We start from the raw sequence: 22,395 nt of genomic DNA, 5'->3' as shown, positions 1-22,395 counted from the left end.
TCCCTGAAATACCTATCAGGGGCCGGACGTGAAGATCTGCCCGCCAAGCCACCAGCCTCCACTTTTCATGAACAAACGCCGCACCCTTTGCCTTGCCGCCCTTTCCACCTTTGCCCTGAGCCTGCTGCCAGCCTCAGCCCAGGCTGGAGATGGTAAAATCTATGAACTGCGCACCTATGTGACCAATGAGGGCAAACTGGATGCCCTGCTGAAGCGTTTCCGCGATCATACCTGCAAGCTGTTTGAGAAGCACGGCATCACGAACATCGGCTACTGGGTGCCGCTGGAGAAGGCAGACGGGGCAGACAACACCCTCATTTATGTGGTTTCCCATGCCAGCCGTGAGGCGGCGAAGGAGAACTGGAAAGCTTTTGGTGCCGATCCTGAGTGGCAGGCGGCCCGCAAGGCCAGCGAGGAGGGTGGGAAGATCCTGGCCAAGGCTCCTGACTCCGTCTTCATGGACACCACTGAATACTCCCCGCCTGTCAAAATCAGCGCGGGAGACAAGGAGCGCACTTTTGAACTCCGCGTGTACACGACCCCGGCGGGCAAGCTGGACGCTCTGCACTCCCGCTTCAAGAATCACACCATCGGTCTCTTCACCAAGCATGGCATAAGCCACGTCGCCTACTGGACGCCGGTGGATGCTGACAAAGGTGCCGGCACGAAGCTGATTTACATTCTCTCCCACGCCAGCCAGGAAGCGGGCAAGGCCTCCTTCACCGCCTTCCGCGCGGATCCAGAGTGGGTCGCCGCCAAGGCTGAGTCCGAAAAAGACGGTTCTCTGACCGTCCAGCCTGACGGCGTGAAGAGCATCTACATGCGCCCTGTGGACTTCTCCCCCATCCGCTGAGCCTTCGGAGAATGAAGGTGGCTCGTGTTCTCTACTCTTGCCAGTTTTCATTCACCACCTAGCATCCCGCCGTAATTTCGAGGCAGGCGCCGCGTTTGACTCGACCCCCACAAAAAAACCACAACCAACGAACCAACGCACCCCCATGGGTCTTAACATCATCTCTCGCCGTCATTTCCTGGGCCGTACGGCAGGCCTCGCCGCCGGAACTTTCGCCGGTCCGAATCTCCTTTTGAAGGGGCAGAATGCGGCAGGCAAGAAGCTCCGCCTCGCTGTCATCGGTGCCAACGGCAAGGGCCAGTCTGACACTCAGGGCGTGACCCTTGACCACACCATCGTCGCCCTCGTGGACGTGGACAAGAAGCGCCTCGACGAAGCTGCCAAGAAGCGTGAGAAGCACCACTTGGACTCTGGCAAGGAAGCTCCAAACGCTCCGAAGCTCTATCAGGACTTCCGCAAGATGTTCGACGAGATGGCCAACGAGATCGACGGCGTCATCGTCTCCACTCCAGACCATACCCACTACGTGGCAGCGATGCATGCCATCAAGCACGGCAAGCACGTGTGCGTGCAGAAGCCCCTCTGTAACTACATCGCCGAAGTGCGTGACCTTCATCGCGCTGCCAAGGAAGCGAAACTGACCACCCAGATGGGTAACCAGGGCCGCACCATGGAAGGCCAGCGCCTGGCCAAGGAGTGGATCGAGCAGGGTGCCATCGGCACACTGAAGGAGATCCGCCTCTGGACCAACCGTCCGATCTGGCCCCAGGGCCCCCTGGTGAAGAAGGCCGCTGAGTGCCCAGCCGAGCTGGACTGGGACCTCTGGCTCTCCAGCGAGGCCAGCGAGCCTTACTTTGAGTTTGAAATCCCCGCCGGTGTGAACGGCAAGCGCGGCAACAGCGTGCACCCCTTCAACTGGCGTGGTTGGTGGCAGTTCGGCTCTGGCGCCCTGGGCGACATGGGCTGCCACATCATGGACGCCACCTTCTCCATCCTCGGCCAGATCATCCCTGAGAAGATCGACGCCACCTCCAGCCCGATCTCCGACACCTGCGCCCCGGTCTGGAGCGACCTGGTGTACCACATGCCTGCCGGCAAGCACGGCGCGCTGAAGGTTTCTTGGAACGACGGCTCCAAGGACGGCAAGCCGAACAAGCCAGAGATCTCCCCGCACATGACGAGCGAGCTCGCCAAGAAGGCTTTCGAGAAGGCCTCCAGCGGCATGATGTTCATCGGCACCGAAGGCACCGTCTTCGAAGGCGAGGCTTATTGCGGCAGCCCGGTCATCTACAATGAAGAGCGCTACACCCAGGTGCGTATCGACACGAAGGCTGGCAAGATCAAGAAGACCGAAACCCGCTCCGTGATGCCGAACAATCCGCAGGGCGAGTGGGCTCACCACGTCGTCAACGGCGGCCTGCCAAGCTCAAACTTCGACTACAGCTGCCCGCTGACCGAATTCGTGCTCCTCGGCAACCTCGCTGTCCGCGCCCAGCAGAGCGTGCAGTGGGACAAGCAAGGCATGAAGGTCTCCAACGCTGAAGCCCCGAACAAGTACGTCTCCCGCCCCGCCTACCGCGAAGGCTGGAAGCCCTGATTTGTTGAGGAGTCAAAGCCCCAGAATCACATCACCCCAGATCGCGAAAGCGGTCTGGGGTTTTTATTTGGGGAGTTTCAGGAAGTAGGTCATGACCCCAATGACTTCGCCATGGGCGTAATCTTCACTTTTCATCCGGGCGAATGCCCCCATAATCGCGCCCCTCAGCTACCTACATGGAACGCCGCTCTAAATCTACCTCCTGGTCCATCGAAGACAGTGCCGAACTCTACGGCATCCGCGAATGGGGTCACACCTATTTTGACATCTCTGCCAAGGGCGAGGTCGTGGTGAACCTCAAGGATGGCAAGAAGACCAAGCCGGTCTCGCTCGCCCAAATCGTCAAAGGCGCGCGTGATCGTGGCACCCAGCTTCCACTGCTCATCCGTTTCGGTGATCTGCTGCGCTGGCGCATCGATGAACTGAACGAAGGTTTTCACAATGCCATCCGCGAAGGCAAGTATCAGGGCGCCTATCGTGGTGTGTATCCCATCAAGGTGAACCAGCAGCAGGAAGTGATCGACGAGATCACCCGCTATGGTCGCAAGTATCACTACGGTCTCGAAGCTGGTTCCAAGCCTGAGCTCATCGCCGCGCTGGCCTACATGCATGACCCGGAGGCCTACATCGTCTGCAATGGCTACAAGGATGAGGAGTTCATCGACCTCGCGCTGAATGCCCAGAAGATGGGCATCCAGGTCATCCTTGTGCTCGAGATGCCCAGCGAGCTTGAGCTCATCCTGGATCGTTCCAAGAAAATGGGTGTGCGCCCCACGCTCGGTGTGCGCTTCCGTCTGAGCACGGAGAGCGCTGGTTACTGGAGCGGTTCCGGTGGTGATGCCAGCGTCTTCGGTCTGAACATTTCCCAGCTCATGCGCGTGGTCGACCACCTGCGTGACCAAGGCATGCTCGATTGTCTGCGCATGCTCCACTATCATCAAGGCAGCCAGATCCCGAATATCCGTGCCATCCGTCAGGCAGTGACAGAGGCCACTCGCGTGTATTGCGGCCTTGTGCAGGAAGGTGCCCGCATGGGCATCCTCGACCTTGGCGGTGGTCTGGCCATCAGCTATGATGGCTTCAAAGGTGCCACCTCGGCCTCCAGTAACTATGGAACCAAGGAGTACTGCGCGGACGTCATCGAAGCCATCTCCGAAGTGACAGCTGAGGCAGGCGTACCGCATCCGGACATCATCACCGAGTCCGGTCGTGCGGTCGTGGCCTACTACAGCGTGCTGGTGATCAACATTCTCGACGTCAACCGCTTTGAGCCTGCTCAGGGCAAAGTGGAACTTGGTAAGGATGCCCCGCCGCTGCTGCTCAATCTCGCCGAACTGCAAGAAGAGCGGCGCAAAGATGGCAAGCTCTCCCGTGAGCGTGTTCAGGAGATCTACAATGACGCCGTCTACTACCGCGACAAACTGCGCACTGAGTTCAACTACGGCAAGGTCTGCCTCCGCGACCGCTCCAAGGGCGAAGAAGTGTATTGGGACATCATGAACTGGATCTCCACGAAGCTCGAGTCCGTGGGGCATGATGGTTCGCAGATGGAGCGCCTCTCTTCCGTGCTCACGGACTACTACTACGGCAATTTCTCCGTCTTCCAGAGCCTGCCTGACCTTTGGGCCATCGACCAGATTTTCCCGGTCATGCCCATCCATCGCCTGAAGGAGAAGCCCACGCGCAATGCCGTGCTCTCCGACATTACCTGTGACAGCGATGGCAAGATCGCCCGCTTTGCCCATAGCAACGCCATCTGCGATTCCCTGCCGCTCCACGATCCTGAGATCGGCAGCGGTGAGGACTACATGCTCGGCATCTTCCTTGTCGGCGCGTATCAGGAGACTCTTGGCGACCTTCATAACCTCCTCGGCGATACCAATGTGGTTTCCGTTTCCATCGAGAACGGCAAGCTCAAGTACCGCCGTGAACAGGAAGGCGACAGCGTGGCTGAAGTGCTCAGCTACTGCGAGTACAACCCCAAAGAACTTGCCGACCGCTTCCGCGTCCTCGCCGAAAGCGCCGTTGTCTCCAAGCGCATCACCCCCTCCGAGCGCAAAGAGATCATGGGCGCCTACGAGGCCGGCCTCCGCGGCTACACTTACTTTGAGACCTGATCCGAGGATCGGAGTTTAAAGCGCAGCCTTCCTTCAGCGTGAATGCCAAGTGATGATAGCTTGGCACATCTCGCGCTGTTTTGATAGGCATACGCGCCTATGACCGACTCCCAAGCCTCCACGTCCTCCGCCGAGATCATGTCAGACCAGGAGGCCGTCGAAAGGCTCGCTGGTGCTCGTGAACGCATCTTTGCCGAGGTCGGCAAGGTCATCGTCGGCCAGCATGAAGTAGTGGACCAGATGCTCATCGCGCTGCTCGCAGGCGGCCACTGCCTCATCACGGGCGCTCCAGGTCTCGCGAAGACCCTGCTCGTCAAAACCGTGGCGGATGTCTTCGATCTCAGCTTCAACCGCATCCAGTTCACGCCGGACCTCATGCCCTCGGACATCACCGGCACGGAGATCCTGGAGGACACCGATCAAGGCCGAAAGATGGTCTTCAACAAAGGCCCCGTCTTCGCCCACATGATCCTGGCGGATGAAATCAACCGTACACCGCCGAAGACCCAGGCATCCCTGCTCGAAGCCATGCAGGAGCATCAGGTGACCGTCGCCGGTAATACCATGCATCTCCCCGAGCCCTTTTTTGTGCTCGCCACGCAGAACCCGATCGAGATGGAAGGAACCTACCCTCTGCCGGAAGCCCAGCTTGATCGCTTCATGCTGAACATCGTCATCGATTATCTCAGCGAGGACGAAGAGGTCGCCGTGGTCACCCGCACCACGAGTGGCAAAAAGGAAGCTGTGAGGCACCTCTTCACTGGCCAGGAACTCGAAGCCTTCCAGAAGATCGTGAAGAAAGTCCCCATTGCCGAAGACGTCGCGCGTTACGCTGTGAAGCTCGCCGCTTCCTCACGTCCGAAACGCGAGGGATCCCTCGATTTCGTCAATGAATGGGTCAGTTGGGGCGCAGGCACCCGTGCCAGCCAGAACCTTGTCCTTGGCGCCAAGACCCGGGCTCTCATCCAAAACCGCTCCCACGTCACCAAGGACGACATCCGCGCCCTCGCCCTCCCCGTCCTCCGCCACCGTATCCTCGTCAACTACCGCGCCGAAGCCGAAGGCATCACGGTGGAGAAAGTGATTGGGAAGTTGATCGAGAATCTAAAAAGTTAGCACGGAGATAATGACGAATGAGTAAGCCCGAATGACGAAAGAATGTCGAATGACGAAAGAATGTCGAATGACTAAGCTGACTCCAATGAGCGCCAATAGTGACAAGCCCTTCGATTTGGAAGAGCGGACGGCTGTCTTTGGAGAACAGGTCATCGACTTCGCCAAGGAGATACCCAAAAACGAGGTAACCAAACCGCTCATCAGTCAGATCGTTCGTTCGGGAACCAGTGTCGGTGCCAACTATGTGGAGGCCGATGATGCTGTCTCGAACAAAGAATTTCGGAACAAGATCGCCACCTGCAAAAAGGAAGCCCGTGAAACCAAGCACTGGTGCCGAATGATTGTTCGTGCTGCTCCAGAAATGCGAGAGAAGGCCAAGCCGCTCTGGCAGGAAGCCAAGGAACTCCATCTCATATTTGCCGCTATCCACCGAAGTCGCAGTGAATAGTTAACCTTTAGAGCTTCGGCCTTCGTCATTATTTCGTCATTCGTGCTTACTCATTCGTCATTCCTCTCCTGAAATGCCCACCACCCTTGATTCAACGGCCCTCGCCCGCATTCGCTCACTTGAGCTGCGGGCCAAGGTCATCGTCGAGGGGCTTTGGAAGGGGATGCATCGCAGTCCGTATCATGGCTTCTCGGTCGAGTTCTCCGAATACCGCGCTTACGTTCAGGGCGATGATCCGCGCTACATCGACTGGAAGGTGCTGGCGCGCAGTGACCGCACCTTCATCAAGAAGTTTGAGGATGAAACGAACCTGCGTTGCCAGCTCGTGGTGGATCACAGCCGCTCCATGAGCTTTGGCTCTGGACCGTTCAACAAAGCGGACTACGCCGCCACGCTCGCCGCCACACTCGCACTGTTTTTGATGCAGCAGGGGGATGCCGTGGGCGTCACCACCTTTGGCCAGACCTTGCAGGAACACATCCCGGCCAGAAACCGTCCCGGTCATCTGCGCAGGCTCATGCTCGAACTCGAGAAGCCTGCACCTGCTGGCACCACCGCGCTGGATCTCAGCGTGAGCCAGCTTGCTGATCTGGTGCGCAAACGCGGCCTCATTTGCCTCGTCTCTGATCTGCTCGCACCCGTTGAGAAACTAGAGCGCCAACTCGGCCTGCTCGGTGCCATGGGGCATGACGTGGTGCTGTTTCATGTCATGGACCGTGCTGAGATAGACTTCAGCTTCGACAAGTCCGCGCACTTCCGCGATGTCGAAACCGGCACCGAGCGTTTCGTTGATCCCAACATGGCTCGTGAGACCTACCTGAACCGTCTCAAGGTCCATCGCGACTTTATCCGCCGCGCCTGCGAGCGCCAAGGCATCGAATACCACTGGACCCCCACCGACACACCTCTCGAGCGAGTCCTCTTCGACTTCCTCTCCCAACGCCAGCGCAAAAAGGGAGGCGGCCGAGTATGAATAGTCTCGTGTTTCCTCAGGTTCGTCATTCGGATTTCGGATTTCGTCATTCCATCTTATGACCTGGCTCTTCCCACTCTACCTGCTCGGAGCGGCTGCGATCATCGGGCCGATCCTGATGCATCTGCGTCGCCGGCCGCCGCAGGACCGGGTGGAGTTCAGTTCGCTCATGTTCCTGGATGCGCAGACGCCCATGCCAGTGAGCAAGCGGAAGCTTGAGCATTGGCTGCTGCTCTTGCTGCGCTGTCTCGCCCTCTTGCTGCTGGCACTCATGTTCGCACGGCCCTTGTGGCGCGTGGAGAATGAAGCACCACTCTCCCAGCAGACAGCCACCATCATCTTGCTGGACCGCAGCGCCTCCATGCGTCGGGGCGATCTCTGGACGCAGGCGGTCGATGCCGCTTCCGAACGTCTGCAAAAGGTCGCGGTGACGGATCGTCTTGCGGTTGCAACGTTGGATAGGCAGACACAGCTGCTCTGGTCCTTTGATCAAGACCGTGGTGCCGCTAGCACACGCATGGCGACCTTGAAGCCGCAGTTAAACGCGCTGAAGCCAAGCTGGGAGTCGACGGATCTTGGGCAAGCTCTCGTGGATGCCGCAGGCTGGTTTGGCAGCGCGCAAGGGCTGAGCGGTCTTCAGAAGCGCATCCTGCTTGTCTCGGACCTTCAAGAAGGTGCAAAGCTGGAGGCGCTGCGCAGTCTCGTCTGGCCGGAGAACATCCAGGTGGAGGTCGTGCGTGTTGAAGTGCCGAACGCGGACAATTTTACCCTCTCGCTCGCAGCAAGCAGCCCAGAGGAACCTACAACGAAGGATAAGGAAGCTCAGAAGCCCACGGAAGCGGTCACTCGCGTGCGCATCTCCAATGCTCGTGACTCCAAGCTCTCCGACTTCAGTCTCGATTCCACGCCTGCGACCTCGGGATACATCGCACCGGGTTCGAGTCGTGTCATCACCGTGCCCGCACTGACGCAGCCGGAAGGCTCCACAATCACCCTCACGGGCGATGCCTGGGACTTCGACAACCGTGTCTACATCGCGCCAGCCCAGCCGAAGACCGTGAAGATCGTCTATATCGGTGATGAGAAGACCCGTGATGAAGCCGCCAGCCCGCTTTTCTACCTGAGCCGTGCCTTGCAGCCAACCCCGAGTCTGAAGCCCGAACTCTCCGTGATTGCGGCGAATGCCACGGCACTGCCACCAGACACGCAGTTAGTGTTTGTCTCCGGTGCCCGGCTCAATGCCACACTGGCCCAAAGTGTGCGCGCTTTGGCCGAGAAGGACGGATTGGTGGTCAGTGTGATTGCCGAACCAACTTCGCCGCAGGATCTCGAAACTCTCACGGGCATTGCGGCCAAGGATTGGGGCCTGAGCGCGAGCAAAGAAGAGGGTTCAGAGTCCTACTCCATGCTTGCGGATGTGCAGACAGCACACCCGCTGCTACGACCGTTTGCGGACGAGCGTCTGCGGGACTTCACCAAGCTGCGCTTCTGGCATCATCGAAAGGTTGCCTTGCCGAAGGAAAGCCCGCTGGAGGTCCTGGCCCGCTTTGACAATGGCGATCCGGCCATCCTCGGCAAAGGTCACCTCATCCTGCTGACCAGCGGCTGGCATCCGGCAGACAGCCAGCTGGCCCTGAGCACGAAGTTTGTGCCTCTGCTTTATGGCTGGCTGGAGGCGGCGGGATTTCGCAACGAACAGGCCGTTTCATTGTTGGTGGGAGATGTGCTTCCCCTGGACGGAGCCACGACGATCATGACACCTGACGGCCAGACTCTGACGCTGAAGCCCGGGGCAGCCCCGCGCGCTGAGATGCCGGGGATCTACAAGGTGGGTAAAGAACTGCGCGCCGTGAACCTGCCTCCGGAGGAGGGACGTATCACTCCCATGGATGTGGCCAAGCTCCGCGAACTCGGTGTCCGTGTCGAAGACGGCGGGCTGAAGGGCACGACATCTACCCTGGCCGAAGAAAAAGAGCGTCTGGCCATCACCGAGCAGGAAGGCCGCCAGCGCGCCTGGATCTGGCTGCTGGGTGCCCTTCTGGTCATCCTGGGCTGGGAAACCTGGCTGGCGGGAAGAATCCGACAGTCCGCGCCGCAACCGGCGTTTACCTCTGCATGAAAGGAGTCCTCTTATGATCGAAGCTGATATCCTCCGCGAAAAGTTTCAGGTCGTCAGTGACGCGATGCGCAAGCTCAAGCGTCAGCGCTTGGTCATTCTGCTGTTTCTTGGCCTCGGTGCGCTTTTGCTGGTCCTGAGCAATCATCCCGAATGGGTGCCCAGCAAGGCTTGGAAGGTGCGTTTGATTCAAGGTGTCGCCGCCTTGGTGGCTCTCGGCGCGCTTCTCTCCGCGGTGCTGTATCGCCGGAGAGTTTCAGAACTGGATCTTGCGCGCCGTCTGGAGATCAAGGATCCAAAGCTCAATGGTCTGGCTGTGACGGCTGCTGAACTGCTTCAGAAGCCCGAACCGACGTTCTTGGATCGTCGTGTTATCTCACAGTTCACGGATCAAGCCGCCACGCAGGACTGGCGCAAGCTGCTCATCGGCTGGCGTGGTGCCGTGTGGGGATCGACAAGTCTCATCGTGGCCACGGTGGTGCTCATCACCAGTGTCTTTCTGGCCAATCGTGCTCTTTGGAAAAAGAAGGACTTTCGAGCTGTGACCGAAGTGAAGATTGAGGAGCCAAAAACGACCGCCCTCGATTTCTCAGCCACCATCACCCCTGGCGATACCGAAGTCGAACGCGGGTCACGACTCATCGTCGAGGCAACCTTTGCCAAGGACGTGCCTGAGGATGCCACACTTGTGGTTAGCGAGCTCGATGGCAAGGAGCGTGACCGCATCCCCATGAAGCTGACGGTGGATGAGAAAGTCTTTGGCGGCATGATCGCCAGGGTGGACAAGGATGCGCGCTATCAGGTCGAGTTTGGCGAAGGCAAATCCAAGCAGCACACGATCACGACCTTTGTTTATCCGGCGCTGGAACGTGTGGATGTGAAGATCACTCCGCCAGCTTACACGAAGCTGCCATCGAAGGAGATCAAGAACACCATGAAGGTCACCGCGATGGAGGGAAGCTTCATCGACTTCACTTTGAAGGTCAACAAGGCGCTCAAGGAGGCGGAGCTGTTTGGTGAGGACAAGACAGCGCTGAAGCTCACGCCATCGCCGCAAGATCCGACCTTGCTCGTGGCCACAATGAAGGCCGAGAAGACGCAGAAGTGGCGCGTGCATCTGGTGGATGACAAGGACCGCGCGAACAAGAATCCACCGTGGATCAGTGTCACCGTGACGCAGAACCAGCTGGCGAAGATCGAGGTGGTGTTTCCGAAGCGTGATGTGCAGGTTTCACAGATTGAAGAGCTGCCCGTTGAAGCTCGCGTCTGGGATGACCTCGGGGTGATGAAGAGTGGCGCGAGCTTCAGTATCGCTGGCAAGACGAAGGAAGTGACCTTCAAGCACGGCACCACCGAACCTGCGAAGAAGCAGGAGGTCAAAGAGTTGCTGGCTTTGGAGAACGAAAGCACGCAGCCAAGGCAGCTGGTGAGCTATCACTTCTGGGCCGAGGACACGGGCCCGCAGGGCGAGGTGCGCCGTGCGATGAGCGACATGTTCTTCGCCGAGGTGCGGCACTTTGAGGATATCTTCCGTGAAGGTCAGTCTCAGCCCGGTGAAGAGAGCAAAGAGCCGAAGAAGGGCGAGGCCGACAAACTGGTGGAACTGCAAAAGCAGATCGTGAACGCGACCTGGCGCATCGTGCGTGACACGAATGCAGGCAAGACCATGGAGGTCGCTGCGGCGGATGCCGGTGTGGTGCATGAATCCCAGGGAATGGCTCTGGAGCAGACGAAGGAAGTCATGGAGAAGGTCGAAGATGCGCAGATCAAGAATGCGCTGACGGAAGCCTGGAAGAGCATGAAGGATGCTTTGGATCCACTGGAGCAGGCAGCCGAACAAAAGAAGCGGGCGTCTTTGAACCAAGCACTGACCTTTGAGCAGAGCGCGCTTGAGTGGCTGCATCAGGCGCAGAGTCGTGAGCACATGATCACGCGGTCAAAGTCCAAGAGCAAAAGCAGCGGCAAGCAGAAGCAGATGCAGAACCAGCTCATGAACCTGGAGCTGAAGCAGGAAGAGCAGCGCTATGAAGAGGAGAAGCAGGCCACGGAAGAGCAGACCGCTGAGCAGCAGGAGAACCTGCAGGTGCTGAACCGCCTGAAGGAGCTTGCCCGCCGTCAGGAAGCTCTGGCCGAGAAGATGAAGGAACTGCAGAAGCAGCTCGACAAGGCGAAGACCGAGCAGGAGAGGCAGGAACTGCAAAACCAGCTCAAGCGCCTGGAGCAAGAGCAGGAGCAGCTTCTTCGTGACGTGGATGATCTCCAGGAGCGCATGGAGAAGCCGGAGAACAGCGCGAACATGGCCGAAGCGAAACAGCAGCTCGAGCAAACTCGCGAGCAGGTGAATGAAGCGGCAGAGAAACTGAAGGAGCAGAAGATCGCCGATGCTGCCAATGCCGCCACGCGTGCCCAGCGCGAACTCGAGAAGATGCAGGAGGACTTCAAAGAGAAGACCGCGAAGCGTTTCACGGATGAAGTGAGGCAGATGCGCCAGCAAGCTCGCGAGGCCGTGGAAAAACAGAAGCAGATTGCCGAAGCTCTCGAGAATCAAAAGACACCTGAAGGCGGCCAGAAGGACACCAGCGCTTCTTTGGAGAAGATGCTGCAAGGCGGTGATGTCTCACGCCAGATCCAGGATCAGCAGGAGAAAGTAGCGAACTTGCTCGAGGACATGAAGCGCGTGAGTGAGCAGGCTGAGGGCAACAACCCGCTGCTGCATCGTCGTCTCTATGAAGCCGTGCGCGAGGCCAAGACCGGCGGGCTTGAAGAACATCTGGATGAGGCTCGCACGCAGTCTCGCTATGGCCAGCGTGCTGAAGCTCAAGATGCCGAGCGCAAAGCCAACACTCTGGTGGATCAACTCCAGCAAGGCGTGGAGAAGGCTGCGGAAAGTGTGCTCGGCAGCGAGACTGAAGCCCTGCGCATGGCACGCACGGAACTCGACAAGCTGATTCAAGAAGCCAGCCAGGAAGGTCAGAAGGGTCAAGCTGGTGAAACCAAGGGCGATAAGGCAACGGCGCAGGCTGGCGAGAAAGCGGGCGAAGAAGGCAAGAAGCCTGGACAGTCTGAAGTCGCGGGTCGTAAGCCCGGTGAGGAAGCCAAGGATGGTCAGCAGGCAGGAAAGCAGCCTGGAGAAGGTCAGCAGCCCGGCCAAAAAGGTCAAGACGGGCAGCAGCCTGGACAGATGGCTCAAGGCCAGGTCCAGCAACCCGGACAACAGAAGGGCGAACAACCCGGCCAGACTCCTGATGAAGGCAAGCAACCCGGCGACCAGCCCGGCCAGCAGCAAGCGAACGCGCAAGGGCAGGGACAGAAGCCCGGTGAGCAACCCGGTCAGGGCCAACAACAGGCTCAGGCTGGCGGCAGCCCCAAGGAAGGCCAAGGTCAGCAACCAGGACAGCAAGGGCAAGGTGGTCAGCAAGGTCAGGGACAACAGCCCGGAAGTCAGCCCGGTCAGATGGCGCAAGGTCAGGGACAGGGGCAGCAGGCTGGGCAGTCACCCGGTCAGGGGGGGCAGTCTTCAGGACAGTCACAGGGCTCTCCTTCGGAGTCTCAGCAGCGTGGTCAGCAGACGGCGGCCAATCGTTCGCCTAACCAAAATGGTGGTGGTAGGGAGAACTCAGCCGGTGGCGCCAGCGGAGGCGGTGGTGATGGTGGCGCGTTTTTCTTCGACCAAGGGGCCGAGGCGGTGAATGATCGTCCTTTCACCGGCGATGGTTATGATCGCTGGTCGAATCGCCTGCGCAATGTGGAGGAACTTTTGGAGCAGCCTGAACTGCGCAATGAAGCTGCGAAGGTGCTCGACAATGCCCGCGAGATGCGGATCGACCATGAGCGCAATGATGCGGCTCCGCAGGTGGATCATCTGCAGATGCGCATTGTGAATCCTCTCGTGGAACTGCGTGACCGTGTGGCCGAGGAACTGGCCAAGCGCGATGCGAAGAACCCCATGGTGCCTGTCGATCGTGACCCCGTGCCGCCCGCCTTCCGCGAGCTGGTGAAACGCTATTATCAGGAGCTTGGGAATGGGAATTAATCAATTAGCACAGAGGACTGTGCGGATCATCTTCGCATGACCCTCACTCTTCAGCATCCTGAGCGCTTGTGGATCGCGGCGATTTTGATCGCGGTGGTCTTGGGGGTGTTGCTGTGGAGTTACAGGAAGTCGCCTCTGCGCGGTGGCACGAAGCTCGCGGCCATGTTTTGCAAGCTCGCGGCGTGGAGCCTGCTGGCGATGTGTGTGACAGACCCAGTGTGGTCGCGCAAGCAGCCGAAGACCGGCGAGAATGAAGTCGTCATCGTAGCTGATAACAGCGCTTCTCTGAAGGTGCCTGAAGCTCCGGGTGGCACGACGAGAGCGGAGTCCATGCATGCTGCTCTCGGCAAGGATGGGAAAGCTCCGCCTTCATGGATGGATGAACTCGGTCGCATGTTTCGGGTGAAGACGCAGACCGTGGACGAGCGCCTGCAAAGCGTGACGGATTTCTCCAAGCTCGATTTCAGCGGCACGAAGTCTGAGCTCGGACGGGCCTTGAAGACGCTGCGTGCTGGTGGAGCGGGCAGCCGCACGGCAGCGGTGGTGCTGGTGACAGATGGGGCTGGGACTGACCTAGCTACGAATGCCTCCAACGATCCAGCCAAGCAGAGTGAAGGTGTCACGCTGGCACCCGTGTTTCCAGTGATTGTGGGCAAGGATGAGCCTGCGCCAGATCTGCGCATCGTGGAGCACTCTGTCACGCAGACTTCTTTTGAAGACACGCCGGTGACCATCACGGCGCGCATCGCGGGGCACGGATTTGTGGGCAAGCAAGTCTCGGCTGTGGTGCTGGATGAGGCTGGCAAGGCCATCGCGATCGAGAAGCTGAAGCTGTCCAAGGATGGTGAAGGCCAGACCGTGAGGTTGAAGGTGCCTGCAGTGAAGCCGGGGCTGTCTTTCTACCGCTTGACGGTGATGGATTCTGAACTGGAGAAGCAGATCGAGAAGGATGCCTGGAAGACGGCGGCGAAAGAAGCGACGCTGGCGAACAATGAGCGGCATATTGCCGTGGATCGTGGCGCGGGGCCTTATCGCGTGCTGTATGTGTCGGGCAGGCCTAACTGGGAGTATAAATTCATGCGCCGTGCACTCGCCGGAGACACGGAGGTGCAAATTCCGTCCTTGATCCGCATCGCGAAGCGCGAACCGAAGTTTGAATGGCGTGGTCGCACCGGTGAAACGAGCAACCCGCTCTTCCGTGGCTTTGGTGATCAAGGGGTGGCTCAGCGCTATGACCAGCCAGTGCTGACTCGTCTGGGCACGAAGGATGCGAAGGAACTAAGCGCAGGTTTCCCCAAGACTGCCGAGGACCTGCTGGGCGAGTATCGCGCCATCATTCTAGATGACATCGAAGCGAGTTTCTTCACGCAGGAGCAGATGAACCTCATGGAGCGTTTTGTCAGCGAGCGCGGCGGTGCCTTGCTCATGCTGGGTGGGCAGGAGAGCTTTCAGTTAGGCGGCTATGATCACACGCCAGTGGGCCGGATGCTGCCGGTGTATCTGGATCGCGTGTCGTCCGCGCCAGCGATTGAGAATGGCCGCTTTGATCTCACTCGTGAAGGCTGGCTGGAGCCCTGGACACGCGTGCGTGCGGGTCGTGAAGAGGATGAGAAGCGTCTGGCGGAGATGCCGGGCTTCTTTGCGGTGAACCAGACCTTTTCCATCAAGCCGGGTGCCAGTGTGCTGGCGATGATCAAGGCAGGTGGTGAAGAGGCGGGTTCGTATCCAGCCCTCGCCGCACAACGCTTCGGTGAAGGTCGTGTAGCCTCTGTGATGATCGGCGATCTCTGGCGCTGGGGTATGCGGGATGAAGAAGCGCGGAAGGATCTGGAGAAGGCCTGGCGGCAGATCATGCGCTGGCTCGTCGTGGACGTGCCGGACCGCATTCAGTTTGCCGCGGCTCCCGATGCTGAGCGCATGAAGCTGGAAGTGCGCGTGCGCGATGGTGCTTTTCGCGCGCAGGATGATGCCATCGTGAAGATTGAGGTCACGGGGCCAGGCGGGAAGAAGTCAGAGCTCTTTGCCGAGCCGAGCCTGCAGGAAGCGGGGCTGTTTGAAGCTGAATACTATCCCCGTGAGACGGGAGCGTATCGCGCCGTGGCCTCTGTGACGAAGCCAGCTGGCAATGGCGAGGAGGCGATGCCTCTCACGCAGGCCACGGGATGGGTTCATGATCCCACGGCGGCTGAGTTTGCCTCGCTGAAGCCTGGGCATGAATGGGCCGAGCGTGTGGCCAAGGAGTCAGGCGGACGTGTGTTGAGCCTGGATGATCTGCCGAGGTTGCCGGAGATCTTGAAGGACATTCGCGTGCCCGTGGAAGAGACGATCACCACACCTTTCTGGCATGCGCCGTGGGTGTTTGCCGTGGTGCTGGCGCTGCTGGGTACGGAGTGGTTCTTGAGAAGGAGAGGAGGGATGGCATGATGAATGACGAAATCCGAAATCCGAATGACGAATGGTTTAATCCAATCATTAGTTGGGTGTTGAGGTGCTCCTTGGTCATTCTCATGGCGTCTGTTAGCTTTGCAGAGGCTCCAAAGCGTGATGTGGATGTGCTCATTGTCACCGGAGCGCCGGGTGATGAGGAGTATGGGAAGCGGTTTGAGAAGCAGGTGACGACCTGGAAAGAGGCTTGTGACAAGGCTGGGATTCCGGTGACGGTGATCGGCAAGGATGATCATGATGCCGAGGCTCTGGAGGCGGCTTTGAAGCAGGCGGCGACGAAGACAGCGGGCCAGATGTGGCTGGTGATGATCGGGCATGGCACCTTCGACAATCGTGAGGTGAAGTTTAATCTGCGCGGGCCCGATGTGACGGCCAAGCAGCTCGCGGCCTGGTGCCAGCCGATTCAACGGGAGCTGGTGGTGATTGATGGTGGTTCATCCAGCGCAGGATTTCTTCAGCCCTTGGCAGGGAAGGGGAGAGTCATCGTCACCGGCACCAAGAGTGCGGATGAGATCTACTACACGCGCTTTGGTGAGTTCTTCGCGCCTGCCATCGCCGGAGATCTGACGGCGGATCTGGACCAGGACAAGCAGGTGTCTGTGCTGGAGGCCTTCCGCCATGCGAGCCGACTCGCGACGGAGTTTTATGAGAAAGAAGAGCGTATCTCCACCGAGCATGCGCTGATCGAAGATAATGGCGACGGGGTGGGCACACGCGCTGAGATCATCGCGAATGCGGACGTGAAGGGGAAGAAGGATGGTGCGCGCGCGGCTCAGGTGGCGCTTGTGCTCAGTCCTGAGGAGCAGATGCTCACGGATGCCCAGCGGTCCAAGCGTGATGAGCTGGAACGCAAGCTGGAGGCGCTGAAGGCCAAGCGCTCGGAGATGGAAGAGCCGCGCTACTATACCGAGGTGGAAAGCTTGCTGCGCGAGCTGGCTGGTGTTTATCAGGCACCGTGAACTCCACCACTCTCTGGCTCCATACTACAGCGGCGATCGCGGTCGCGGCGGGAGCATTGTGGCTGCATCTGCGCTGGCATCCACGGCGGCAGGAGTTTTCGGAGAGCTGGGATCTGGTGACGGGGCTGCCTTGGCTGACCGTGCTGCACGGGATGCTGCTGGTCGCGGGACAGTTGATGGGAGCGCCCTGGATCACGGGGAGCATGCAGGCGTTTGATCTGGGAACGTGGCTGGACATCGCGGGGCCTTTGTTCCTGGGCTCGTTGATGGAGAATGTGTCGCTCCAGCACTCTTTGCTGCCAGCGTGGCCTTGGGCCCTGTTTTTACCGGTGGTGCTGGCACTGCTGAGCTGGCGGGTGATCCGATATCCGTATCGCTACGGGCCGAGGCAGCAGCGGCCTGCTGAGAAGTGGCTGCTGGCCGGTGGCATGGTCATTTCCTGGGCTTGGCTGGTTTTGGAGATGCTGACGCTGGGGCACAAGGTCATGCCTGAATGGCTGGAAGGCCTGCGAGTGGCCATGCGGGTCATTTTTCAGGCTGTGACCATGGCTTTTACCCAGGTGGTGCTGGCGAGGCTGGTGATCGCCTGGATGGAGCCTGAGCAGCCGGATGATCAAAAGGATCTCGGTCTGGCGATTGAGCACACGTTTGCGCGCTGGCGCGGTGTGGCCGGGCTGGCGGTGCTGGATCTGCTGATTTTGCTGCTGCAAGGCACGGTCACTTCAGGGCGGGGGCTGCTGTTCTGGGTGCTCATGGAAGTGATGGTGCTCTTCCTGTTGTTTCCGGTGGCGGTGGCCCGTGTGCCAGGCACCTGGCTTGGGCAGGGAATGGCCGCCCTACTGGCCTGGAAGCGTGCCTGGGCGAGCATTCTCGGCGTGCTTTTAAGCGGGGTTTTTATCCTGGCCATCGTGCGTTATGCCAGCGTGACCATGCTGGAGGTCACGGGGGAGGGAACGTGGCGGACATTGCTGCTTCTGCCGGTGCATGGTTTGGTGCTTGCCACGGTGCGGAACTGGGTGTTTCTAGCCCTCGTGCTCACCCTTCTCCATCATGGTTTGATCCCTTCCTCCCGACGAGGACGGGCTGTCTCCTGACCTGCGCTCCTGGCATGTCTGATCCCTCCCCCGGCAGCACCTCTTCCACAGCGCAGATCGCCAAGCAGGCGAAGTCAAATCTGGCGCTCGCTCTCGCATGTCTGCCCCCGGAGCGGAAGCGCGACATGATCAGCTTTTATGCCTTCTGCCGCGTGGCGGATGACATCGCTGAGTCCGCCTCGATGAGCGAGGAGGAGAAGGAGCAGGAACTGGCCCGCTGGAAGAAATGCGTGCTCAGCGCCGAGGCTCCAGGCCATTCCGTTTTGGACGAAGTGATCGAGCTGCCCGGCAAGTATGGCTTTCCGCGCGCATGGCTCGCTGAGATCCTGGATGGCGTGGCCTCGGACATCACGAAGCTGCGCTATGAGACTTTTGAAGAACTGCGCGGTTATTGCTACAAGGTGGCTTCAGTGGTGGGACTTTGCAGCGTGCACATTTTCGGGCACACGCAGCCGCAGGCGCGTGAGTATGCCATCGCGCTGGGCTATGCGCTGCAACTGACCAACATCATCCGCGATGTGGGCGAGGATGCCCGCAGCTATGGGCGTATTTATCTGCCTCTGGAGGATTTGAAGCGCTTCGGAGTAACGGAGCAGGAGATCATGCTGGAGCGGCACAATCAGCGCTTCATCCAGCTCATGGACTTTCAATACAACCGCGCCATCAGCTACTACCGTGAGGCGGAGAAGCTGCTGCCGAAGGAAGACAAGGATAGTCTCGTGGCCTCTCAGATGATGGGGCAGATCTACTTTGAGATTCTGGAGAAGCTGCATGCCCAGCGCTATCCGGTGTTTGAAAAGCGTGTGCGCCTGCACTCCTTCCGAAAGCTGTTTATTCTGGGCAAGTATCTCCTCCAGGGCTGGCGCGCACAGCGTCGTGCCAAGGCGGCAGGCATGCCTCTGTAATCCTCTGTCTGGGAATCTGTTTTTCAGCAATGCTTGATCCCCTCCAGCTCCTCAGCGCCTACTGTGAAGGTGCCTTCCCGATGGGGCATGAGGATGGATCATTGTCATGGTTTCGCCCGCCGCATCGTGGCATCCTGCCGGTGCAGGAGTTTCATGTGCCGCGGCGGTTTGCGCAGTATCTGAGGCAGCATCCCTTTGAGGTGCGCTGGAACACGGCCTTTGGTGATGTAATGCGCGGTTGCGCGGACCGGGAAGACACCTGGATCAATGACTCCATTCTGGATAGTTACCAGGCGCTGCATGAGATTGGTTTCGCGCATAGCGCGGAAGTCTGGCGTGCAGGAAAACTAGTCGGCGGAGTCTATGGCGTGGCCATTGGCGGAGCGTTTTTTGGCGAAAGCATGTTCAGCCGCGAGACGCAGGCTTCGAAGGTGGCATTGGCTTCGTTGCAGGAGAGGTTGAAGCAGCGTGGCTTCATTCTTCATGACACTCAGTGGACCACACCGCATCTGGCGATGTTTGGAGGGCATGAGATTCCGTGTCGTGATTATCTGGACCTGCTGGACCGTGCGATTCGTCTGCCTGCGATCTTTGATGAGGAGCGTCCGCCAGAGGCGCAGTTGATGTTCCGATGAGACATCGTCGTTCGATGTTCGCGGCTGATGAAGGAAGATCTGTTGGTGAGTTTGCCGCATAGGTTCAAGCATTCACGCTTGGCTGCTTCATCACCTCATCAATGCGCATCGTTATCGCATGGTGAACTGAAGATGAGGTCTGTGAATGTGACGACATGATGCTTCAGAGAGAAGTCTTTTGAAGACTAAAACCGCTGATGAGAAGTGTCTCTCAAGCGAACCACCGAAACGACTTGTTGGAGTGTCGTTTGGTGGAGCATAGCGGGTTCGAACCGCTGACCTCCTGCATGCCATGCAGGCGCTCTACCAACTGAGCTAATGCCCCGGAAAATAAAAAACCGGCTCCCCTGGTTGAGGGGAGCCGGAGACTAGCGGCGTTGGCAGTTTTGACAAGCCGTTTTTACATCATTTCAGCGATTATTTGGAGCCGGACTTTTTGCTGCCGCTTTTCGTGGAGGGAGCGGTAGGTGCGGGGGCTGCAGGAGTGGCTGCGGCACCAGCGGCTGGCTTCTTCTTGCTGTCGTAGATTTTCTTGGCTTCGGCGATCTCGTCAGCCTTCATCTTCTTCTTGAGCTCGTCGCGATACTGCACGGCGATCTCAGCGTTGTTGGAGGCTTCGACAGCGAGGTCAGCGTAAGCAAGCGCGCGAGGAAGGTTCGGGTTGGCTTTGTTATCCTTGATGTTAGTCAGGCCGCGCTCGTTAAGGCTGGCCAGACGAAGCATGGCGAGAGGCACGCCCTGCTCGGCAGCGGATTCATACTGCATGGCAGCAGCTTCGAAGTTCGGGTTGCCGATGCCGGCGCCGCTTTCAAGCAGCTGGCCAAGAGCGATCTGGGCAGGTGCGAAGTTCGCAGCAGCGGAGCGCTGGAACCAAGCGAGAGCGGCGATCGGGTCCTGAGTGGTGCCGGTGCCCTGCTGATACAGGTTGGCGAGGCGGAACTGAGCCTGGGCGACGCCGGAGGTGGAAGCCTTCAGGAGGAAGGCGAAAGCCTTGGTTGGGTCCTTGTCGACGACAGTGCCGGTTTCGTAGTAGACGCCCACGTTGTAGAAGGCTTCAGCGGAACCGTTTTGAGCGGCGAGGCGATAGAGGTCGAGCGCGCTCTTGGCGTTCTGCTGGACCAGCGGCTCGGCTTTCTCGTCGGTGCCGTTCTTCAGACCGGCTTCGAAGTAGTTGCCGAGGCGGAAGAGGGCCTGACCGTCGTTGCCGTTACCAGCCTTGGTGTAGTATTCCACGGCCTTCTTGAGGTCGCGGGTGTTGCCACCGAGGCCGTTTTCATAGATGGCGCCGAGGAGACGATTGGCAGCAGCGAAACCGCTGTTGGCAGCGTCTTCGAAGAGCTTCATGGCCTTGGCCGGATCCTTGGTCACGAGGGGCTTGGCGTCACCAGTGGTTGGGTCGCCGTCAAAGAGGCGGGCCGCATAGGTGCTGAGAGCCACAGCGTTCTTCTGCTCGGCAGCCTTGATGAGGTAGTCGAGGGATTTCTGGTTGTCCTGGGCCACGCCGGGAACGCCTGCGGCGTAAAGCTGGCTCAGGCCGAGGGTGGCTTCACCGTCACCGGCAGCGCTGCCTTTTTCCAGGAGGGCCTTGGCCTTGTCCACGCTCTGCTCGACGCCGACATTGGCGGCACCGGAGAGGTGAAGGTTGGCGAGGAGGCGGCGGGCCAGCTTGTTGTCAGCGGCTTCGCCGTCCTTGATGAGCTGGACGGCTTCCTTGGCGCGGTCGAGATCCTGCGGGAAAGCCTGGAGCAGCACCTGGGCGAGCTCGACCTTGGCGAGGATATGCCCCTGGGCGGCGGCCTTGCGATAGAGATCAATGATGCTGTTGATGTTGCTGTTGGTCAGCACTCCCCAATGAGCCAGGACATACTGGGCGTCCTTGTCACCCTTGGCGGCCAGATCGTTCACCTTGCCGAGAGCGTCGTTGAAAGACTTGTTCACGTCCGGCCCCGTAGTTTTGTCCTGGACGGCCTTTTGAGCAGCAGCCTGGTCATCCGCCAGCTTTTGCAGCGCGGAGACGAGGTCGGCGCTTGGGTTCTGGAGCTCGGCGGTGTCGACGCCGGCAACGGCAACGAGGGCGGCGAGTTTTACTTTAAGTGCGGTCAGTAGCATATGGGGTTGGAGGTATTGGACACGGTAAGACCCGCCGTGACGGGAAGCGCTCATTTTTTCTGAAATTGTTCTGCCAAATCAAGGCTTAACCTCACTTTTCAGAAAAAAACGCCACAGACAACCTATCGGTTATGCGAGGGCGATCACACTTACTTTTTTGGCGGCACATTCCTTCTGAAGCTCGTCATTGCCGAGGACCAGGGTCTTTAGGGCCTCGATGGCAATGAGATCCACCCCGGCAGCAGCCGCATTGCGGATGGTGTCAGGCCCGATCACGGGCACGTCAAAACGCATATCTTGGTTAGGTTTGGAAACCTTAACCATCGTGGCACCACCACGGCCCAGGGAACCCCCGCGCTTTACGGCCTCATTCGTGCCTTCAAAGGCCTCCACGGCGAGCACGGTGCCGTTCTTCACGACCACGGTCTGTCCGATGTCCAGGCGGCTGCTTTCCTTGGCGATTTTGAAGCCGTACTCAGCATCCTCCCAGCGGCGTTTTTTGATCTGCGGCCCGGCCACGTGACCAGCAGGCGGCATGAGGCTTTCGAGGAAGGTGGTGGCAGGCAGAAGCGTGATGCCATCCTTGGCAAGTTCATCACCAATTCCGCCGAACAAAGTTTCTGCATTGCGCTGTTTCAATCGCGCAATCATGAGCAGCGTGCGCAGATCTGGACGCAGATCGAAAAGGTTCTTCGGCGCGATCTGGCCGACCATCACGGTTTGCTTGATGCCTTCTTTTTTGAAGAAGGTGATCATCTTGCTGAGCTGGCCCACGCGGAACCAAGCGATGGCATCGACTTGTGATGCGAGTTCGGGCTTGGTCTCGTTTTCAAAAGCTGCAGCGACCAGACGCTGCACACCTGCACGGCGTGCTGCCGCCACGAAAGTCTCGGGATAAATCCCGTTTCCGGCGATGAGGGCGATGGAGGTGAGGTCGACGGCCATGGAGCAATTATGAATGTGCCAGTTGAAACAGCGTGGAAGGGTAGTCAATG

Annotated in this window: 15 protein-coding genes and 1 tRNA gene; 13 read left to right on the top strand and 3 right to left on the bottom strand. The window is 59.1% G+C overall.

Features of this window, described 5'->3' with window-relative positions; all coding sequences use genetic code 11:
- The first annotated feature begins 67 nt into the window (after positions 1-67).
- The 13 genes from BGE01nite_RS11355 to aat all read left to right on the top strand — a co-directional run bounded on the left by BGE01nite_RS11355 (position 68) and on the right by aat (position 19,291).
- Complete coding sequence (locus BGE01nite_RS11355) at positions 68-853, top strand: NIPSNAP family protein (protein WP_146850572.1); 786 nt, start codon at positions 68-70, stop codon at positions 851-853.
- Positions 854-998: 145 nt separating this feature from the next.
- Positions 999-2,450 (top strand): Gfo/Idh/MocA family protein, encoded by a 1,452-nt coding sequence (locus BGE01nite_RS11350; RefSeq protein ID WP_146850571.1) that lies wholly within the window; start codon positions 999-1,001, stop codon positions 2,448-2,450.
- Positions 2,451-2,626: 176 nt separating this feature from the next.
- Positions 2,627-4,567 carry a biosynthetic arginine decarboxylase gene (gene speA, locus BGE01nite_RS11345; RefSeq protein WP_146850570.1) on the top strand — a complete coding sequence of 647 codons (1,941 nt, stop codon included), beginning with the start codon at positions 2,627-2,629 and terminating at the stop codon, positions 4,565-4,567.
- A 99-nt stretch (positions 4,568-4,666) separates the two neighbouring features.
- The gene (locus BGE01nite_RS11340) at positions 4,667-5,683 is read left to right on the top strand and encodes an AAA family ATPase (RefSeq protein ID WP_174770046.1); all 1,017 of its coding nucleotides are present in this window, start codon (positions 4,667-4,669) and stop codon (positions 5,681-5,683) included.
- A 67-nt stretch (positions 5,684-5,750) separates the two neighbouring features.
- Positions 5,751-6,131: a four helix bundle protein gene (locus tag BGE01nite_RS11335; RefSeq protein ID WP_218032959.1), complete on the top strand. Its 381-nt coding sequence runs from the start codon at positions 5,751-5,753 to the stop codon at positions 6,129-6,131.
- Between the two features lie 73 nt (positions 6,132-6,204).
- Positions 6,205-7,104 (top strand): DUF58 domain-containing protein, encoded by a 900-nt coding sequence (locus tag BGE01nite_RS11330; protein WP_146850569.1) that lies wholly within the window; start codon positions 6,205-6,207, stop codon positions 7,102-7,104.
- Between the two features lie 58 nt (positions 7,105-7,162).
- On the top strand, positions 7,163-9,223 hold the full coding sequence (locus BGE01nite_RS11325; RefSeq protein ID WP_146850568.1) for a BatA domain-containing protein: 2,061 nt from the start codon (positions 7,163-7,165) through the stop codon (positions 9,221-9,223).
- A gap of 13 nt (positions 9,224-9,236) precedes the next feature.
- Positions 9,237-13,253 carry a hypothetical protein gene (locus BGE01nite_RS11320; protein ID WP_146850567.1) on the top strand — a complete coding sequence of 1,339 codons (4,017 nt, stop codon included), beginning with the start codon at positions 9,237-9,239 and terminating at the stop codon, positions 13,251-13,253.
- Positions 13,254-13,289: 36 nt separating this feature from the next.
- Entirely contained in the window at positions 13,290-15,677 is a 2,388-nt protein-coding gene (locus BGE01nite_RS11315) for a glutamine amidotransferase (RefSeq protein ID WP_146850566.1), read from the top strand.
- Between the two features lie 83 nt (positions 15,678-15,760).
- Complete coding sequence (locus tag BGE01nite_RS11310) at positions 15,761-16,657, top strand: hypothetical protein (RefSeq protein ID WP_146850565.1); 897 nt, start codon at positions 15,761-15,763, stop codon at positions 16,655-16,657.
- Positions 16,654-17,751, top strand: coding sequence for a hypothetical protein (locus BGE01nite_RS11305; protein WP_146850564.1), 1,098 nt, complete (start codon positions 16,654-16,656; stop codon positions 17,749-17,751). The genes BGE01nite_RS11310 and BGE01nite_RS11305 overlap by 4 nt, the downstream gene beginning before the upstream one ends.
- A gap of 14 nt (positions 17,752-17,765) precedes the next feature.
- A complete protein-coding gene (locus BGE01nite_RS11300; protein WP_146850563.1) occupies positions 17,766-18,656 on the top strand; it encodes a phytoene/squalene synthase family protein in 891 nt (296 codons plus the stop codon).
- Positions 18,657-18,685: 29 nt separating this feature from the next.
- Entirely contained in the window at positions 18,686-19,291 is a 606-nt protein-coding gene (gene aat / locus BGE01nite_RS11295) for a leucyl/phenylalanyl-tRNA--protein transferase (RefSeq protein ID WP_146850562.1), read from the top strand.
- Positions 19,292-19,540: 249 nt separating this feature from the next.
- Here aat and BGE01nite_RS11290 read toward each other — a convergent pair.
- The 3 genes from BGE01nite_RS11290 to BGE01nite_RS11280 all read right to left on the bottom strand — a co-directional run bounded on the left by BGE01nite_RS11290 (position 19,541) and on the right by BGE01nite_RS11280 (position 22,345).
- Positions 19,541-19,616, bottom strand: a tRNA-Ala gene (locus BGE01nite_RS11290).
- 92 nt (positions 19,617-19,708) lie between these two features.
- On the bottom strand, positions 19,709-21,400 hold the full coding sequence (locus BGE01nite_RS11285) for a tetratricopeptide repeat protein (protein WP_170266730.1): 1,692 nt from the start codon (positions 21,398-21,400) through the stop codon (positions 19,709-19,711).
- 129 nt (positions 21,401-21,529) lie between these two features.
- The gene (locus tag BGE01nite_RS11280; RefSeq protein WP_146850560.1) at positions 21,530-22,345 is read right to left on the bottom strand and encodes an LpxI family protein; all 816 of its coding nucleotides are present in this window, start codon (positions 22,343-22,345) and stop codon (positions 21,530-21,532) included.
- Positions 22,346-22,395: the final 50 nt, after the last annotated feature.

It is taken from the genome of Prosthecobacter gellanilyticus, from assembly GCF_007992435.1.
In the GTDB taxonomy this organism is placed as follows: Bacteria; Verrucomicrobiota; Verrucomicrobiia; order Verrucomicrobiales; family Verrucomicrobiaceae; genus Prosthecobacter; species Prosthecobacter gellanilyticus.
Note: the sequence above shows the minus strand (reverse complement) of the source record. Positions and strands in the feature narration are given on the sequence as shown.

Bases quoted from the DNA above. Each gene is read 5' to 3' on its own strand.
- BGE01nite_RS11355 (WP_146850572.1), top strand. From the start codon at position 68: ATGAACAAACGCCGCACCCTTTGCCTTGCCGCCCTTTCCACCTTTGCC.
- BGE01nite_RS11350 (WP_146850571.1), top strand. From the start codon at position 999: ATGGGTCTTAACATCATCTCTCGCCGTCATTTCCTGGGCCGTACGGCA.
- speA (WP_146850570.1), top strand. From the start codon at position 2,627: ATGGAACGCCGCTCTAAATCTACCTCCTGGTCCATCGAAGACAGTGCC.
- BGE01nite_RS11340 (WP_174770046.1), top strand. From the start codon at position 4,667: ATGACCGACTCCCAAGCCTCCACGTCCTCCGCCGAGATCATGTCAGAC.
- BGE01nite_RS11335 (WP_218032959.1), top strand. From the start codon at position 5,751: ATGACTAAGCTGACTCCAATGAGCGCCAATAGTGACAAGCCCTTCGAT.
- BGE01nite_RS11330 (WP_146850569.1), top strand. From the start codon at position 6,205: ATGCCCACCACCCTTGATTCAACGGCCCTCGCCCGCATTCGCTCACTT.
- BGE01nite_RS11325 (WP_146850568.1), top strand. From the start codon at position 7,163: ATGACCTGGCTCTTCCCACTCTACCTGCTCGGAGCGGCTGCGATCATC.
- BGE01nite_RS11320 (WP_146850567.1), top strand. From the start codon at position 9,237: ATGATCGAAGCTGATATCCTCCGCGAAAAGTTTCAGGTCGTCAGTGAC.
- BGE01nite_RS11315 (WP_146850566.1), top strand. From the start codon at position 13,290: ATGACCCTCACTCTTCAGCATCCTGAGCGCTTGTGGATCGCGGCGATT.
- BGE01nite_RS11310 (WP_146850565.1), top strand. From the start codon at position 15,761: ATGGCGTCTGTTAGCTTTGCAGAGGCTCCAAAGCGTGATGTGGATGTG.
- BGE01nite_RS11300 (WP_146850563.1), top strand. From the start codon at position 17,766: ATGTCTGATCCCTCCCCCGGCAGCACCTCTTCCACAGCGCAGATCGCC.
- aat (WP_146850562.1), top strand. From the start codon at position 18,686: ATGCTTGATCCCCTCCAGCTCCTCAGCGCCTACTGTGAAGGTGCCTTC.
- BGE01nite_RS11285 (WP_170266730.1), bottom strand. From the start codon at position 21,400: ATGCTACTGACCGCACTTAAAGTAAAACTCGCCGCCCTCGTTGCCGTT.
- BGE01nite_RS11280 (WP_146850560.1), bottom strand. From the start codon at position 22,345: ATGGCCGTCGACCTCACCTCCATCGCCCTCATCGCCGGAAACGGGATT.